15 protein-coding genes are annotated in these 16,920 nt (G+C 34.5%); 7 read left to right on the top strand and 8 right to left on the bottom strand.

What is annotated here, in order from left to right; genetic code table 11:
* Positions 1–109: 109 nt before the first annotated feature.
* Positions 110–790 (bottom strand): Crp/Fnr family transcriptional regulator, encoded by a 681-nt coding sequence (locus AAC084_RS03950; RefSeq protein ID WP_339837220.1) that lies wholly within the window; start codon positions 788–790, stop codon positions 110–112.
* 609 nt (positions 791–1,399) lie between these two features.
* Between AAC084_RS03950 and AAC084_RS03945 the strand changes: the two genes are divergently transcribed.
* The 4 genes from AAC084_RS03945 (at position 1,400) to fabF (ending at position 5,152) form a co-directional block, all read left to right on the top strand.
* Entirely contained in the window at positions 1,400–1,774 is a 375-nt protein-coding gene (locus AAC084_RS03945; protein ID WP_339837218.1) for a glycine cleavage system protein H, read from the top strand.
* On the top strand, positions 1,771–2,367 hold the full coding sequence (locus AAC084_RS03940; RefSeq protein ID WP_339837216.1) for a class I SAM-dependent methyltransferase: 597 nt from the start codon (positions 1,771–1,773) through the stop codon (positions 2,365–2,367). The genes AAC084_RS03945 and AAC084_RS03940 overlap by 4 nt, the downstream gene beginning before the upstream one ends.
* A 270-nt stretch (positions 2,368–2,637) precedes the next feature.
* The gene (locus AAC084_RS03935) at positions 2,638–3,882 is read left to right on the top strand and encodes an aminotransferase class I/II-fold pyridoxal phosphate-dependent enzyme (RefSeq protein ID WP_339837213.1); all 1,245 of its coding nucleotides are present in this window, start codon (positions 2,638–2,640) and stop codon (positions 3,880–3,882) included.
* A 22-nt stretch (positions 3,883–3,904) separates the two neighbouring features.
* Entirely contained in the window at positions 3,905–5,152 is a 1,248-nt protein-coding gene (gene fabF, locus AAC084_RS03930; protein WP_339837211.1) for a beta-ketoacyl-ACP synthase II, read from the top strand.
* 65 nt (positions 5,153–5,217) lie between these two features.
* Here the strand turns inward: fabF and AAC084_RS03925 are convergent, their stop codons facing one another.
* The 3 genes from AAC084_RS03925 to icd are packed head-to-tail and all read right to left on the bottom strand — an operon-like array spanning position 5,218 to position 8,563.
* On the bottom strand, positions 5,218–6,867 hold the full coding sequence (locus tag AAC084_RS03925) for a SulP family inorganic anion transporter (protein ID WP_339837209.1): 1,650 nt from the start codon (positions 6,865–6,867) through the stop codon (positions 5,218–5,220).
* A 51-nt stretch (positions 6,868–6,918) separates the two neighbouring features.
* Positions 6,919–7,296 carry a DUF983 domain-containing protein gene (locus AAC084_RS03920; RefSeq protein ID WP_339837206.1) on the bottom strand — a complete coding sequence of 126 codons (378 nt, stop codon included), beginning with the start codon at positions 7,294–7,296 and terminating at the stop codon, positions 6,919–6,921.
* Between the two features lie 46 nt (positions 7,297–7,342).
* Complete coding sequence (gene icd / locus AAC084_RS03915) at positions 7,343–8,563, bottom strand: NADP-dependent isocitrate dehydrogenase (protein WP_339837203.1); 1,221 nt, start codon at positions 8,561–8,563, stop codon at positions 7,343–7,345.
* Between the two features lie 101 nt (positions 8,564–8,664).
* On the opposite strand from icd, the gene AAC084_RS03910 reads away from it, so the two are divergent.
* Entirely contained in the window at positions 8,665–9,366 is a 702-nt protein-coding gene (locus tag AAC084_RS03910; RefSeq protein ID WP_339837201.1) for a Crp/Fnr family transcriptional regulator, read from the top strand.
* Positions 9,367–9,509: 143 nt separating this feature from the next.
* On the opposite strand, the gene AAC084_RS03905 is transcribed toward AAC084_RS03910, so the two are convergent.
* The 3 genes from AAC084_RS03905 to AAC084_RS03895 all read right to left on the bottom strand — a co-directional run bounded on the left by AAC084_RS03905 (position 9,510) and on the right by AAC084_RS03895 (position 13,238).
* Positions 9,510–10,988, bottom strand: coding sequence for a T9SS type A sorting domain-containing protein (locus AAC084_RS03905; RefSeq protein ID WP_339837199.1), 1,479 nt, complete (start codon positions 10,986–10,988; stop codon positions 9,510–9,512).
* 466 nt (positions 10,989–11,454) lie between these two features.
* A complete protein-coding gene (locus AAC084_RS03900; protein WP_339837197.1) occupies positions 11,455–12,234 on the bottom strand; it encodes a hypothetical protein in 780 nt (259 codons plus the stop codon).
* Positions 12,235–12,338: 104 nt separating this feature from the next.
* Complete coding sequence (locus AAC084_RS03895; protein ID WP_339837195.1) at positions 12,339–13,238, bottom strand: hypothetical protein; 900 nt, start codon at positions 13,236–13,238, stop codon at positions 12,339–12,341.
* Between the two features lie 911 nt (positions 13,239–14,149).
* On the opposite strand from AAC084_RS03895, the gene AAC084_RS03890 reads away from it, so the two are divergent.
* Together AAC084_RS03890 and AAC084_RS03885 are read left to right on the top strand one after the other, a co-directional pair.
* Positions 14,150–14,566 (top strand): DUF6789 family protein, encoded by a 417-nt coding sequence (locus AAC084_RS03890; protein WP_339837193.1) that lies wholly within the window; start codon positions 14,150–14,152, stop codon positions 14,564–14,566.
* 124 nt (positions 14,567–14,690) lie between these two features.
* A complete protein-coding gene (locus AAC084_RS03885; protein ID WP_339837190.1) occupies positions 14,691–15,425 on the top strand; it encodes a flavodoxin family protein in 735 nt (244 codons plus the stop codon).
* Between the two features lie 119 nt (positions 15,426–15,544).
* Here AAC084_RS03885 and AAC084_RS03880 read toward each other — a convergent pair whose 3' ends face one another.
* Positions 15,545–16,717: a hypothetical protein gene (locus AAC084_RS03880; protein ID WP_339837187.1), complete on the bottom strand. Its 1,173-nt coding sequence runs from the start codon at positions 16,715–16,717 to the stop codon at positions 15,545–15,547.
* Positions 16,718–16,920 lie beyond the last annotated feature (203 nt).

Below are 16,920 nucleotides of genomic sequence, written 5' to 3'. Positions count from 1 at the left end.
AGTTGACTTTATAAACCACCCGATCTTCCCCGAATACTGCGTAAAAATATGAAAATGCAGAATTATTATGCCTAAATCAAATTCAAAAGAAATTTACTTTTAACAGGGGTTAATAAAAATTTGCAACTTGCGTAAGTCGTTCAATATTTAGTAACTGAATTTTACGGCCATCTGTTGAAATAAGTTTATCATGTTTAAAATCATGAAGAACACGAGCCAAGGTTTCAACCACAGTGCCAGCCATATTTGCTAAATCGGATCGAGAAAGCATGATATAGGTTTTTGCACTATCATCAACTTTATACTTATCATGTAGAATAAGCAAATTAAGAGCCACTCGCTCCCTTACCGTACGTTGAGACAAGACCGCCATTAGATTTGCTAGCACACTAAATTCGTGACTTAAGCTTTTCAATAATAAACGTGAAAATGATGAAGAATCGTTAAGTATCTCATTAAAGTCTTTTATGGTTATAAATGAGATTATAGAGTTTTCGATGGTGACCGTTGTATCGCCATAGGTACTTTCACTTAAAACTGAAGAATAACCAAAGAATTCACCAGCATTATAAATATATATAATCTGTTCTCTCCCATCATTGTCCATTTTATATTTTTTCACTTTACCACTTTGTAAGTAAAAAATACCCGATGGCAATGTGCCTTCAGTGAATATAGGCTGGTTTTTTCGATACTTTTTATCAACCATTATATTTTTAAGAAAATCCCTATCATTCGAGGGTAATTCGCTTAAAATATTTTGGCTATTGAACGTGAATTTCGCTATCATAAATGGGCTACAATTTTAAATCTTAATTGACTTTTTAGTCTAAAATTTGATTTAGGTCAAGTTTTACCAAGATTTCAATCAATCTGTTTTGTTTTTAAGTATTCTACTTTTGTACGCAACAATTAAGCTATGGTATCAATCTTTTGTAAACTACAAATTCCGCACTGGATTACCGCAAATATTTACAAAAATGAATTAGTATAAAAGAATGCCGAAAATTAAAACAGATGCTATGATGAGCTGCCCAAATTGCGGCTCTAAATACAAGCAAAAGATGCCAAGGATAGGGAAGCATATTAATAATAAATGTGTTTTTTGTCATACCGTCTTTGGAATAAATAATACGAATGATTGTTGTGTTTACTGCACATATAGCGATGCATCATGTCCGAAAGCACAAAGGGAAAATAAGTAAACAACCTTGGGGCAAGTCCATATGGTATTTATAAGAAAGTAACTTTAAAAATTCGGGGCAAGCCTCTGCGCATTTAAATCTCGATTATCGAGTAAATACAGTATCATAGGTTTTGAAGTCTTATATTAAAAGCAAAAGTTTATGTTCTATTAATTAGATATAGAACAAATAGTTAAAAAAATATAGTCATTAATATGATGCAGGTTCCTAAAAATATCTATTATACCGAACAACATTTATGGTTACAGAAAATAGGGCTATATGACTTTTGTGTAGGAATAACTGATTTTGGACAAAAGGAAATAGGCGTAATCGATTTAATTGAGCTAAGCATTAATGAAAGCTTACTGAAAAATGGATCCACGTGGGGTATCGTGTATGGAACCAATATTACTTTTCATTTAATTGCTCCGTTCGATTGTGAAATTATAGAGAAGAATAGAGATCTGCAGAAGCATATTGCATATATAAATACTGCGCCATACAAATACTGGTTTGCAATTTTAACCGCAAAAATTGAGACAGCTTCTTTATTGAATTTTCAAGAATATAGAAAGTTAACACAATGATATTTAAAAACTTACAATTAAATAAAGGCATTGAGGATAAGCTTTTTAATACCCTTTATTCGCTGAGCATCAAAAAGCTTTCTGAACACCATTGGACACCTGTTGAAGTTGCTAAACTAGCTGCTGACTATTTAGTGGATAAACCAAAATGCAAAGTTTTGGATATTGGATCTGGGGTAGGAAAATTTTGTTTGATAGGAGCGACTTCAACAAAAGGCCGTTTTTATGGTGTTGAGCAACGTAGTAGACTTGTGAAGTTATCTCAAAAAATAGCTAATACACATAAGATAAAAAATGTAGAATTTATTCATTCCAATATTACTCAAGTTTCTTTTTCCAAGTATAATTCATTTTATTTTTATAATTCTTTTTATGAAAATATTGGACGTTTTCAAGCAATCGATACTACGATACCTCTGGAAGAAAAATTATATTATTCGTATTCTCAATACGTAGAAAATCAATTAAAAAAAACACCTATTGGTACACGTTTAGTTACATATTGGAGCGAATGGTTAGAAATACCAGAGGGCTTTGATTTAGAATTTACAGCTTACGATGGTAAACTCAATTTTTGGGAAAAGAAATTTTGATTGCTAAGCGTATAAATTTTAGACTTCATTAAAAATCGAAACAATCACTACTATTTTAAAATAAGAAACGTTGAAATCTATGATTTTATTAAATGACTACGCATTTTATCTTAATCGATGAAATTTCCCTTCTTTACTTTTTATGCACCTAAATAGCATGTTTAATCTTAAAAACAATGATAGGACTATTGTGATAAATGAGCTAAAAGAATGATCAACCACCTACTTAAAATCTAATAAGAACATTCCAATTAATTTTAAACATAATTCATGAATATACTTGATAAACTACAAACACGACTTGGACCATTAGGTGAGCATGCACACTATGCTCATGGGTATTATGCTTACCCAAGACTTGAAGGAGAAATTAGTAATAAAATGATGTTCAATGGTGAAGAGAAATTAGTATGGAGCCTAAATAACTATTTAGGCTTAGCAAACCATCCTGAAGTTAGAGCGGCCGATAGAGAAGGAACAAGACGTTATGGGCTGGCATATCCAATGGGAGCACGAATGATGAGCGGCAATACAGAGCTCCATGAACAATTTGAAACCGAAATTGCAGATTATGTATCTAAAGAGGATGCCTTTTTATTGAACTATGGCTATCAAGGCATGGTATCTATTATTGATAGTTTGGTCGATAGAAATGATGTTATCGTTTATGATGCGGAGTCTCACGCTTGTATTCTTGACGGAGCCCGATTACATATGGGACAACGCTTTGTTTTTAAGCATAATGATATTGAAGATTGTGAAAAACAATTACGGCGTGCTCAAAAAATAACACAAAAAACCAAAGGAGCAATATTAGTAATTACCGAAGGTGTTTTTGGTATGCGTGGTGATCAAGGTAAACTTAAAGAAATTGTCTCTTTAAAAGAAAGATATAGCTTTTCATTATTAGTCGATGATGCACATGGTATTGGCTGCATGGGTAAAACTGGGGCAGGGACAGGTGAAGAACAGGGCATACAAGACGGTATTGATTTTTACTTTGGCACCTTTGCAAAATCATTTGCAGGAATAGGAGCCTTCATCGCAAGTACCAAAGAAGCCATTATGTTTTTCAAATATAATATGCGGTCTCAAATCTTCGCAAAAGCATTACCAATGCCCATGGTTTTTGGAGCTTTAAAGCGACTTGAATTGATGCGTACACGACCGCTATTAAGAGAAAGATTATGGAAAATCACAGAAACTTTACAAAATGGATTAACTGATGCAGGTTTTGATATAGGCAACACAAACTCGCCTATTACTCCGATATATTTAAATGGAACTATTGAGGAAGCTACAGCATTGGTAAGTGATTTACGTGAAAATCACCAAATTTTTTGTTCCATGGTAGTATATCCTGTGGTACCAAAAGGAATGATTATTTTAAGATTAATTCCAACCGCAGAGCATAAATTAGAGGATGTAAAAAGAACCATTACCGCTTTTAGTGACATCAGATCAAAACTTTTAGATGGCCATTACAAACAGGAGGCTGAGATGACCGTTCAATAAACTATATTAAAATAGAATTAAGATGAAACGAGTAGTAATAACGGGTATAGGAGCTATAACTCCTATAGGAAATGATGTTGAAAACTATTGGGATAATTTACTAAATGGAGTATCGGGAGCTGATAAAATTTCTCGTTTTGATACGACAAAGTTTAAAACAGATTTTGCCTGTGAAATAAAGAATTATGATGCTTTAAATTATTTCGATAGAAAGGAAAGCAGAAAATTGGACCGATTTAATCAATATGGACTTATAGCTGCCGATGAAGCTATTAGAGATGCTGGTTTGAATTTTGATAGATTGGATACCGATAGAATCGGGGTTATTTTTTCTAGCGGTATAGGTGGTTTTGAAACAATAGAAAAAGAAATCATAGAATTCAGTCAAAACCAATTTAATCCAAGATTTAGTCCATTTTTTATTACCAAAATCATTGCAAATAGTTTGGCTGGCTATCTATCAATTAAATACGGTTTACGAGGTGTAAATACTTGTACAGTTACTGCTTGTTCCTCTTCTACCAATGGTCTAATTCAAGCATTTAACTATATTAAATGGGGAAAAGCAGATATTATTATTTCAGGTGGTTCTGAAGCGCCTATAATTCAGTCAGCAGTTGGCGGGTTTAACGCAATGAAAGCTTTATCGACTAACAATGAAAATTATAAAACGGCATCTAGACCATTTGATAATTCTAGAGATGGTTTTGTGCTTGGTGAAGGTGCAGGTGCATTGGTTGTAGAGAGTCTAGAAAGTGCGATAAAACGAAATGCTAAAATATATGCTGAAATTATTGGTGGCGGAGAAACGGCAGATGCCTATCATATTACCAATACTCATCCGGAAGGGAAAGGTGCTTACCTTGCCATGAAAGAAGCAATTAGAGAAGGTGGTGTTTTACCAAAACAGGTAAATTATATCAATGCACACGCCACTTCTACAGGTCCAGGAGATGTATCGGAATCCAAAGCTATGGAAGCATTATTTAAAGACAATTTGAAAAATATTAGTGTTAGTGGTACAAAATCTATGACAGGGCATCTTTTGGGCGGTACAGGCGCAATTGAAGCGATTGCGACATGCTTATCGGTACATACAGATTTGATTCCACCAACTATAAATACAGCTATAATCGATACCGCTATTTCTTCAGATTTGAACGTGACCCTTGGGGGAAAACTGACCAAAAAAGTTGATTATGCATTGAGCAATAATTTCGGATTTGGAGGTCATTGTGCCGCGGTATTATTTAAAAAATATAATGGATAAATAAGACAGGAAGACTATAAAATTCAATTTAGAGTCTTCCTGCTTTTTAATTTTTAAGTGTATTATTATAAATTTTCTTCGGCTCTTTTAATGGCCGTGTGTATGTCTTTAACAACAAATTGACTTTCTATACATAAGAACATCTCATTTTTTTCAAAATCTTTCCGCAATGGTTTTCCTATACCTGAAATTATTACTTTTATTTTTCGCGACTTATAGGTTTTAATTATTTCTTTAATGCTCTGATATCCTGTAGCATCGATTAATGGTACATAGCGCATTCTTATAATAATAACTTTAGGCTGAAATTGCGTATTCGTTATGGTTTCCTGAAATTGTCTTGCCGCTCCAAAAAATAGAGGTCCATTAATTTCATATAAAATAACTCCTTTAGGTATATCTAATAATTCCTCATCAAAAAGATGCTCGCCATCGCCATTTTCAGATGAAAAGCCTTGAATATTGACAGATTCACTCATTCTTTTCATAAAAATAAAACTAGATAATACGATTCCAATTTCTATGGCAATTACCAAATCAAAGAAAACAGTAAGAAAAAAGGTGGTCAATAAAATAATAATATCCATTCTATTGCCTTTTAGAATAGATCTGAATTGTTTCCATTCACTCATATGATACGCAACAACGATTAAAATACCTGCTAGACACGGCATAGGTATTAATTTGGCATACGGCGCAAATAATAGCATGATAGCCAATAAGACCAAAGCATGAACAATACCGGCAATAGGTGTTCGTCCGCCATTTTTTACATTGGTTGCAGTTCTTGCGATGGCTCCTGTAGCGGGTATACCACCAAAGAGCGATGACATGATGTTTGCTGCCCCTTGTGCTACCAATTCCATATTTGAACGGTGTTTACCTCCAATCATTGAATCTGAAACTACAGCCGATAGTAGCGATTCGATACTTCCTAATATAGCAATAGCAAATGCGGGCTGAATAAGGGCTTTAATAGTATCAAAATTTACATTCGGAATGTGTGGAAGCCCTAACTTATTTGGAATAGTACCAAAATTACTTTCTATGGTATCTACAGGAATGTCAAATAGCAATACCACTGCGGTGGATACTAGAATGGCTATAATAGACCCTGGAATTTTTTTCACTAGTTTTTGAAAGTAAAGTGTAATAAATATGGTTGCCACCGCAATACCAACAGCATAACAATTGACTTTGTGAAAATTAGCAAAGTACACTGACCATTTATCTATAAAATCGGCAGGGACTTTAGTAATATGTAGTCCAAAAAAGTCATTAATTTGAGTTGAAAAAATAATGAGGGCAATACCACTTGTAAAGCCCACAATTAGCGAATAGGGAATGTATTTTAATAAATTTCCAAGCCGTGCCATTCCAAATCCGATAATGATAAAACCAGCCATAAATGTAGCGATGGTTAACCCATCTGCCCCATATTGTTGAACAATACCATAAACTATTATAATGAAAGCACCTGTGGGTCCTCCAATTTGAACCCGACTACCACCAAAAGTCGATATGATTATACCTGCAATAATTGCGGTCAAGATTCCTTTTTCAGGTGAAACGCCAGAAGCTATTGCAAAAGCGATGGCCAATGGTAAAGCAACAATTCCTACTATTAATCCTGAAAGAATATCTTTTGTTAAAGTTTCTTTTGATATGCCCTGTTTTAAAAGAGAAAATAATTTTGGTATAAATTCTTTACCCATTGGTTTACTAATTAATAATATAAAATATTGCGTTTACACGTTTATTATGAGTTACCACTTTGTTGAGTAATCGATGGTCATATTAAGTAAAATAGCTCTTGCAAAACGCATTAACGGAATCTGAAGCATAAAACTTAAGAGGATTATAAAGGGATACATAATTTTAAAAAAACCGCTTATGCTATTCAAAGAAAACCCTAGTATTATTAATGGTATAAAAATTAGTAGTACAATAGGATAGCTAATCCATAAGGCAGCGGTGTAAAAGCCTGGTTCTAGTTTAAAATTCTGCTTACAATGTGGGCATCTATCAGGCATTTTCAATATATCTGTAAATACAAATAGTCCTTGATTACTGAATAAATTTCCAATTTGACAACGGGGGCACTTTAATTTTAAAATGCTGTAGCGTTTGGTTCCCTTTTTCATCTACTATCTTCTAATTGATAATGAACACCTTTTTGTTCTGATGGGTTTACATATTGCTAACAATAGCTTTTCCAAATTCTGAACATTTAAGTAGTGTGGCTTCTTTCATTAACCGTTCAAAATCATAGGTTACCGTTTTCTTCTGAATGGCACCTTTCAATCCTTTAACGATAAGGTCTGCTGCTTCTTGCCATCCTAAATATTCTAACATCATAACTCCAGAAAGTATTTCGGAAGAAGGATTCACTTTATCTAGATCTTTGTATTTGGGTGCTGTACCATGTGTTGCTTCAAATATAGAAACACCCGTTTGGTAATTAATATTTGCTCCTGGTGCAATACCTATTCCCCCTACGATAGCAGCCAAAGCATCAGAAATATAATCGCCATTTAAGTTCAATGTTGCAATAACATCGTATTGTTCAGGTCTTAAAATAATTTGTTGCAAAAATGCATCGGCGATAACATCTTTGATGATTATTTGATGTCCGTTTTTAGTAATAACCTGCCAAGGACCACCCTCATAATCTTTCGCACCAAACTCATCTATAGCCAATTGATAACTCCATTCTTTGAATTTACCCTCGGTAAATTTCATGATATTACCTTTATGTACAATAGTGACCGAATCTTTTTTATGGTCTATAGCATATTTAATGGCTGCTCTCATTAAACGCTCTGTTCCTTCTTTTGAAACGGGTTTAATTCCAATAGACACGGAATCAGGAAACCGAATTGCAGTAACGTCCATTTCATTGATTAGAAAGTTTTTTATCTTTTCAAGTTCGGGAGTACCGTTTAACCATTCTATTCCAGCATAAATATCTTCCGTATTTTCCCTAAAAATAACCATGTCTACTTTTTCAGGATGCTTTACTGGTGAAGGCACGCCTTCATACCATTTTACGGGTCTTACACAGGCATATAAATCGAGTTGTTGACGTAATGCCACATTAAGTGATCGCATACCGCCACCTATGGGTGTTGTTAATGGACCTTTAATAGCGACAAGATATTTCTCAATACTATTTATAGTGTCTTTAGGTAACCATTCTCCTGTTTTCTCAAAAGCCTTCTCACCTGCATATACTTCTTTCCATTTAATTTCTCTGTAATCACCATACGCTTTTGTAACAGCAGCATCGATTACTAGTTTAGTGGCTTTCCAAATATCCGGACCAGTCCCGTCACCTTCAATAAAAGGAATTATTGGTTTATTTGGAACATGAAGCTTTCCGTTAACAAGACTAATTTTACTTTCATTCATAATTCATTGTACATTCGATTCAATACAAAAATACGATAATTGTTATCTATAAACATAACATATGTTATGTTTTTATGCGATATTAATTATATATTTGACTGATGAAAAATTTCTATTCCCAATTTGATTTTCAAAGTGACCAGCTTTTTGAAGCATTAACTTCCGATGAAAAAAAGATAGTACGTGATTCTATGGAGCCTTTGATTATTAAGAAAGGGGGTCTCTTGTTTTATGAAGAAGGAGTACCTACCGGCATCTTTCAAATTAAGAAAGGGAAAGCAAAAAAATTTAAGCGCGGTTTTTCTGGAGTAGAACAAATTTTTTACATCTACACGACAGGTGATGTACTAGGATATCATGCGTTATTTGGAGAAGAGCGTTATCAAGATTCCTGTGAAGCCTTGGAAGATCTGGAAGTGAATTTCATAGCTAAAGATGTTTTTTTTCAATTATTACTTGATATTCCTGCTTTGCAACGAACTTTTATAAAAAATATAGGGCATGAGTTCGGGGTACTTGCCAATATTATTGCTGTGCTAGCTCAAAAAAATCTAAATGCAAGATTGGCTATTAATTTGCTCATTTTAAAAAATAGATTCAGAAAACATGATAAAGAAAGCGGTATTGATTTAACACGAGAAGATTTGGCAAACATTATTGGCACTTCACCTGAAAGTTTGGGAAGGAGCCTCAAACAGTTTAAGGATGAAGGGATTATTGCCGTAGATAAAAGAGTTATCTATATAAAGAATACAGAACAGATATTTCAATTATTAAATATTGAGAACGGTCTAAATGAATAAGGAGCATCATCTATTTTTATGATTAACAATAACCATAATGAATCTTTATCATAATATTAGTATGCTGATTTAGTGTTTCCATTCCTGACTCACACATTACACTGCCCTACTACTGTTAGTCAGATAAGATGTTTGAAACCTTTCTAATTACGCTTAACAATCTTTTCCATATAAACCGCATCAGAACCCATAATCTGTACTGAGATTACATACATGCCAGTAGATAGATTACTCATGTCCAATTCGAGCGTAGCTTCGTCGGTTTCCACCATTTTGATGCTTTTTCCACTCATATCAGTGATTTGAACGATTGAATTTGATACTATTCCTTCAATATAAAGCTTATCAGAGGTCGGGTTGGGATATATTATAATATTGATACCGGCTATAGGCTCATTTTCCGTAAGTACGTCACCATTGATATTATAAATAACAATTACAGGAGGTCTTGCATAGGTACCTTGTTCGGTATCCCCTTTTTTAACGGATACGTAAAGATTTCCAGTGCTGGCATCGAAACTGGCACCACCAATACTTTTTGAACCATTGGACTGGAACGGTGTTTCAAAATTTCCGTAATCATATGGTCTTACTTCATGTGCTGGTAGGGTACCGTTTTTTACGGCAACCAAATCATTCATGTCCCAAAGCCAGTAGTATTGGTAATTGTCATTGGCCTGAGGAGTACAATAGCCACCGCATAAGTTGCCATTATCTTGAGTACATTTATAACAAATACCACTTTCGTGCCCGCCACTTTGGCCCAGGGTCAGGTATGTTCTTGTACCTGGCACGATAAAACCATAGGTTGCTCTCGAAAGATGTGTCCAGAGATCATTTGTTTTTGAATCATTACTAAGATCTTCGTGTAAAGGGGTTGATAAACTAAAATCTAACAAGGTGTTTGTTCGTATTGAATTTTCGGCATTGAGCGCAGCGTTCATTTCAAAGGAAAAGGCAGAAGGGCCGACACTTAACCGCGAAATAATTGGTATACCGCTAGACTGACCGGTAATATGTGAACCTTCCAAAATTTCTTGCCAAGCTTCAGGAATTGGAGATATCCAACCAGAAGTATGTCCGGCACCTCCTTCAAAACTAAAATAACCGGTTACTTGGGAGTTTTCTATAGCATTCGCGTCATTTACAATAAGTGTCGAAACCGTGTTATCGCCAGGAGCATCATAATACTCATAACCGTTGACAATCAATTTACCTTGTCCGCCATGATTTATATAATAAAGGCCTCCCACCCTATCGATACCTTCTGGATTCCCATCCGTAGTTTTGGATAGTACTTGGCTAAAAACCTGTATAGGGTCAGCGACCATATTCAATTCAGACAGCACTTCACTTTTTACGATTTCAGGAATAGCATATTCCGCAATGGCCTGTTGGTGGGCATGTCCGACTATAAATAGTGAGTTATTATCATAATTGTAGGCAATGGGACCTTCTGAATAGTTTATGTCAGATACACCATTCTCACTTGCCGCTATACGGAAAGCACCTTCATAGGTTAATTGCGATATATCGAATAGTGGCAGTTCTTCAACACTTTGGGCATGTATAAGGTTTAGGCATGTTGTTAGGATTATAAAAAAATAAATTCCTTTTTTCATGATGCGAAGTTTTAATAAAATAGGCGTATAAAATGCTATCCACCCAGAGGGTTCCATATTCATAACGCACACATAAACAGTATGTTGTTTCAAATGACTTTGGAGTAATCGTACTTATGCAACCATAAATATTGACGACACCTTCTCCTGAAAATATGCGATTAGAAAAATTCTAGCACAATCTCCTAGTCTCTTAATTAAATTTGGTTTTTTAAATGCGTAACATGCCTCATTTCCTCTAAATATCAAAATAAGGAAACATTACCGGAATATTTTTTCTTCAAACAAAAACCTTTTTAAAGCGCACTTTTTTTAATATGGGTGAAGAATAAAAGAGTGGTAAACTCAACCTCTTGTTCAATTATACATTCTAAAATATGACCTATAACTATCTCTAGTTTAAATTATACAGATGAACATTATGAAATCAATTTTAAAAAGAAGTGTCTTGATTTTCTACTATCCTTTACAGCACAGTACCATTGTCTAACCAACGCTGCAAAAGAGTATCGTTATGTGAAATAGCTACAAGATGAAATTTAGTGAAACGCTTAAAAACGCGTGATTCTTTAAGTGTTTCCATACAAACGGACACTGGATTAAGATAATTGGAATGGATTAGGAATAGTTCGCCTTCACGTTTTAAAAGATAGCCCACATGACCTTCATCAAAACCTATAAAATAGAGTCCTTCTTGGGTTAAGGTATCAATCTCTTCAAAGGCTTTTTCTGGATCATCCTGTTCAACCTTGTTGATTTCCGAGCCACAACTAATCATTTTAGCCTCATCAATAGGTGATTTTTGAGCCAACTTATACCGGTTGATATTTACACCCATATCGCGCAAAGTTGTTGATATAAAGTAACCACATGCGATTTTACCTTCATTTGGTATCGCTGTATGACCGCCAAAACTCCAGGGAGTGCCGTACCAGTGCGGTATAATCTTATCTACTAATTGATTGGCAAAAGCTGTTTTAATGTTGTCAAAAGAAATAGTGCCTAACCGAAGGCCTTCTTTTAAACGCAAACGAAGTTGACCTGCATTTTCTTTGGTGCTGGCATAAGAATCAACAAGACTATCTGAAGATGTATTAAACGCAACCGTTACCCCTTCCTTAAAATTCCTTATTTCCGTTAAAGGCAAAGGTCTTTCGGTAGCAATGCGATAGGTATCCACCTTGTCTGTTTTGGGTGGAATTTCGTTAATAAAGCCTAAAGAAAGTAATAGCGAAAAAAATAACATAGGTTTTTATTGATTTAGGAATCGGACTCTTTATTTGGAACGTATTAGTTATGAGTAAATTACATTAGAAAAGTTAAAGTTTTATTATACTTTATACTTGCCCCTTAAATACTAAGGTTCACTGCCCACCAAACATCATAATCTCTTGGGACCAATGGTCTATAACTTTGAAAACCTTGATCGGCTATTTTTAGTCCAGTAATAGTTTCATTTTCATCGCGTACATAGCCTATAAAGATAAATGAATGTCCGTACGGATCTAGTTTTTTGACATTTGCACCTTGTACTACCTGTTTATAATCTTCTTTATAACGCCAAACTTGCATGAGTGCTCCGGGATTTAATTGTCCGTTCCAAATACCTGTTGAATCAACCAAGGTACCCATACCGGCATAAGCAATAGCACCAGCATTGCCCTTACCCCTATATTCTACAGGAAGACTTCGCCATCCTTCGTCTGTATCTGAGGCGGTAGCATAAAGTAAATTAAACACCTGTTTGGGGGTATATAATTTGGTGGCCATGCTATTCGGTAAATCTTGATAAGGCAAATGACCGTGAACTTCTTTATACGCCTTTTCAAAACGACCTTTACTTACCGAAAGGCAATGACCGCCCGGCTCTTTAATTTCGCTGTTTAGATAGTTTTCTACTATCTTATCGGCTACCGGACTCTTACTATCTACACTAGACTCTAAAACACTTTCGTTTTCACCTGTACCAGTATCGCTTTGTACCAATGAATCTTTAGCATTAGACGGCATTGCTGTGGTTAGTGCTGGTCTTATATTAATATATGAATGATCATCAAAGCCATAACTTCGAATAACAGTTACTGTTTTACCTGTACTGCTATGCGCTTGTGTAGCATTTTGACCAGCATTCGAAACGTTTGTGTTCTGTTTATTTTGTTTGGTGGACGTACAACCCAATAGCATTAAAACTATAAATGCGGAGTACGTAATAGACTTCTTTAGCAACATTTTTAATGGGATGTGCCTCATTTCTTAAGCTTGTATTCACGTTTATTTAAATCGGTTTGACTAAACCTTGTAGCTGCTTAGCGCTGTGCTTTCAACAGGACTAGCACAACTCAAAGGTAACAAAATTACTCCCTTGTTTCAAGTTGAATGATTTCGAAAAACGATAAATTGGAATACTATAACACGCTTACTTTAGACCAAGTATACGCTTAAAAGTACGCAGTTCACATTTGTAAAATTTAATAAGGATTTTCTGAATTTTTTGTTCTTTAGATATTTTATTCATCATGATATAAATGTTTTGTTTACGCTATTAGTATCTAATTCTTGAACATTGTCACACAAAAGACAAATTAAATTATTTAGAATGCGCAGCTATTACGGCTGCACTTCACCTGGGTTAAAAAAATAATCACGCTACGTAACCACTAATTTGTATTGTCCTAAGCTAGATTATATATGTAACTGTATCGTATCATATGATAAAATATGCCTTAGAACATATCTTTCTTTGTCATCATGATGTGCAACTTATATAATTAAAGATAAAGACTAAACTATATTATAAAGCCCAAGGAAACTCTCTGAAAGAGCTTCTTGAAAATATTAAAAAATGGTATAGATCTCGCATTGAATTGGTGTAATTAGGATTCAGTACTTGCCTATTATTTTTTAAAAGTGTTTCTGAAATCTTCTACCCTGGTTTCCAAATCCATTTCTTTTAAGGTCCTGTTCTCTATTCTAAAAATTAGAATTAGACATCTACGGCAATAATTATATTGAATGGGGCAATAATTAGGGTATACTTCCAATAGCTTGCACCCTAAGAGATTATATTTTCAAATCATAATACTTTTTTGTAAAAACACAATCTAAAAATATACTTTCGAGGTATTAAAACATCGATTTCAATACTTAAAACCACAAGCATCATGAACAATCAGATTACAAAGTATGTATTAGCAGGAGTTTTGGGAACAATAATTATGACCCTCATAATGATGGTAGCTCCCCAAATGGGTATGCCCGAAATGGCTCCTTGGAAATTACTATCAGGTGCGATGGATGTTTCTATCGCAATAGGTTGGATTATGCATTTTATGATAGGGATTCTCTTTGCTTTGGGCTACGGCTATGTTTTTGCACCTAATGTGAATATCCCCAATATATGGTTAAAAGGTATCGCCTTTGGTATCGTTGCTTTGATTGCCGCCCAAATAGGAATGAAAATTATGGGTATGATTTTCGAAATGCCACCGATGGACGGTTCTATGCCAATGCGATTATTGGCCATGCTTATTGGTCATATCGTTTTCGGTGTGGTGACAGCTAAAGTAATTGGAAAATAGTAGCTGGTTTATAAAGGTAAAACACTTACCGTTAACCCACTGATTGGATCAATTTATGGTGTGACTTTTATAAAATACTAAGCGTTCAAACAAATATATACAGTAATAATCGTATACAAAAATCATGAAAAAAATAGACTTCAGTACTTTGAAAGCGATATTTGTCAATTGTACCTTAAAAAAATCTCCATCAAAAAGTCACACGCGTAACCTAATGGGTGTATCAATGGAAATTATGAAATCTGAAGGCGTAAGTGTTGAGGCAATACGCTTAACAGATTACGACATTCCTGTAGGTGTGCAACCCGATATGACTAAAGAAGGGTATGATAAAGATGATTGGCCTGCGATTTACGAAAAGATAATGGCTGCCGATATTCTTATAATAGGTACTCCTATTTGGTTAGGCGAGCGTTCATCTGTTGCTTCCAAATTGATTGAGCGTTTATATGCCATGAGCGGATACCAGAATGATAAAGGCCAATATGTCTATTATGGCAAAGCTGGTGGATGTATTGTTACTGGTAATGAAGATGGTGTAAAGCATTGTGCTATGGGCATTTTATATGCGCTTCAGCATTTGGGGTACAGTATACCCCCACAAGCCGATGCTGGTTGGATTGGAAAAGTAGGGCCCGGACCTAGTTATGGTGATACTGAATGGAAAGGGGAAAGTAAAAATCCGCCTGTAGGTTTTGATTCAGAATTTACAAACCGTAATACAACATTCATGACTTATAACGTAATGCATTTAGCTAAAATGTTAAAAGATAATGGTGGATACCCAGCTTACGGAAATTCAAGGAAAAAATGGGATGACGGAACTCGATGGAATTTTGAAAACCCTGAGTATAGATAGATAAATATAAAAGTATAAACACTTAATTCCTAACGTTGATTTGAGCAAAGTGTATTTGGTACTAGGTATAAGAACGTTTTTAAAAATAAAAATACCATTTAGTATATTTTAAAATCTAACTACTCTTCAACTAACGTCTCAAGATGTAATGTTTTTAAATACGCCCACAGTTCTTTTGGTGTTATATTGGTAGCATCTGCTTTCACTAAAAACCGATTATTAGTATTATAGGTGACTACTGTTTTAGCTTCCATCTCATTATAATCTACGATTACCCGTGTATCATCCATTTTTGAGGCACTTCTATATCCTGTATTGGTTTTATCATTCCAATCTCTGCTTGCCATATCTTTCATTGAGGTAAACGTATTTGCCGCTTCTTGACTATTAGCACAATCGACTATAGTAATATCTATTAGTTTAGCACCTTTTTCAAAAACAAGTGATACATTATTGGTGTTAGGCATACGCTCTATAGTTTTCCCAATTTCATAACTAGTTCGTTTTAATTCTCCTAAATTTTTTGGCACCCAATTTTCGTAGACTTCATTTTTTATTGGCGTTAACATCGCCAATTGATGTTCTATTTCTAAAAGTTCATCATTTGCCCAATATTTTAATTGCCAATGAATGGTATCGGGTATTTCTGTTATCGATGTTTTGGTGATTGATTTTGGTAAACTTCCTTTTTCTGTTCCATCTACCCAATCTTCTTTTTCTAGTAAGGTGTTTAGAATCATATTCCATCCTTTTTTTAATTGAAAATTATAGGCTGTAGTTTCATTGAAATTATACACGTCTTCCCATTCAACCCCTTTACTGCAATTTGCCTTCGCAGTTGTCTCACCATCGCTATAGACCCAATATATTGTACTACCCAACTCCTTATCATTATGTTCTTGACCTTTTTGTGTAGAGGGTATTAAGGCACCTACCTGTTGGCCATATTTGTATAAAAAAAGTGTTTCAACAAGTATGGTTTTTATATTTTCATTGGTTATCGTTGCGCTAGCGTCTTTACAAAAAGTACCACCTGTTAACTCCTGAATGGTTGATACATAGTTATCACTTCCTTCGATTTTGCTTAAATTAATTGCTGACCAGTTGAAATTAATGGTTCCGTTAGCTGTTATTTTACCCGCAAAGACAGGATCATCATATCCGAAGGGAATAGCCTTAATTTCAATTTCACCCTTAGTATAGTCTTCAATTTTAAGGGATGAATTTTGAGCTATGCTTGATTGAAATAATATACATACGAACAGAAAGAATACACTAGTTTTACTTTTCATTTTTTTAGTTTATAGGGTGTTAGTGAGACATTATAAGTATTTGAAAATTAGTTATGTAAAAGAAATATTCTCAAAAAAATACTAAGTGCTTTTAAGTTAGTCTATCTATTTTTGGTATCGTTAACATGAGATTAAATTATTTTTTGAAATTGAAGTGTATTGTACTTCCTCCTACCTTAAACCCTCATCAAAGAATTCTAATT

Source organism: uncultured Maribacter sp. (assembly GCF_963977385.1).
Classification (GTDB): Bacteria; Bacteroidota; Bacteroidia; order Flavobacteriales; family Flavobacteriaceae; genus Maribacter.
This window is presented reverse-complemented; position numbering and strand designations above follow the sequence as displayed.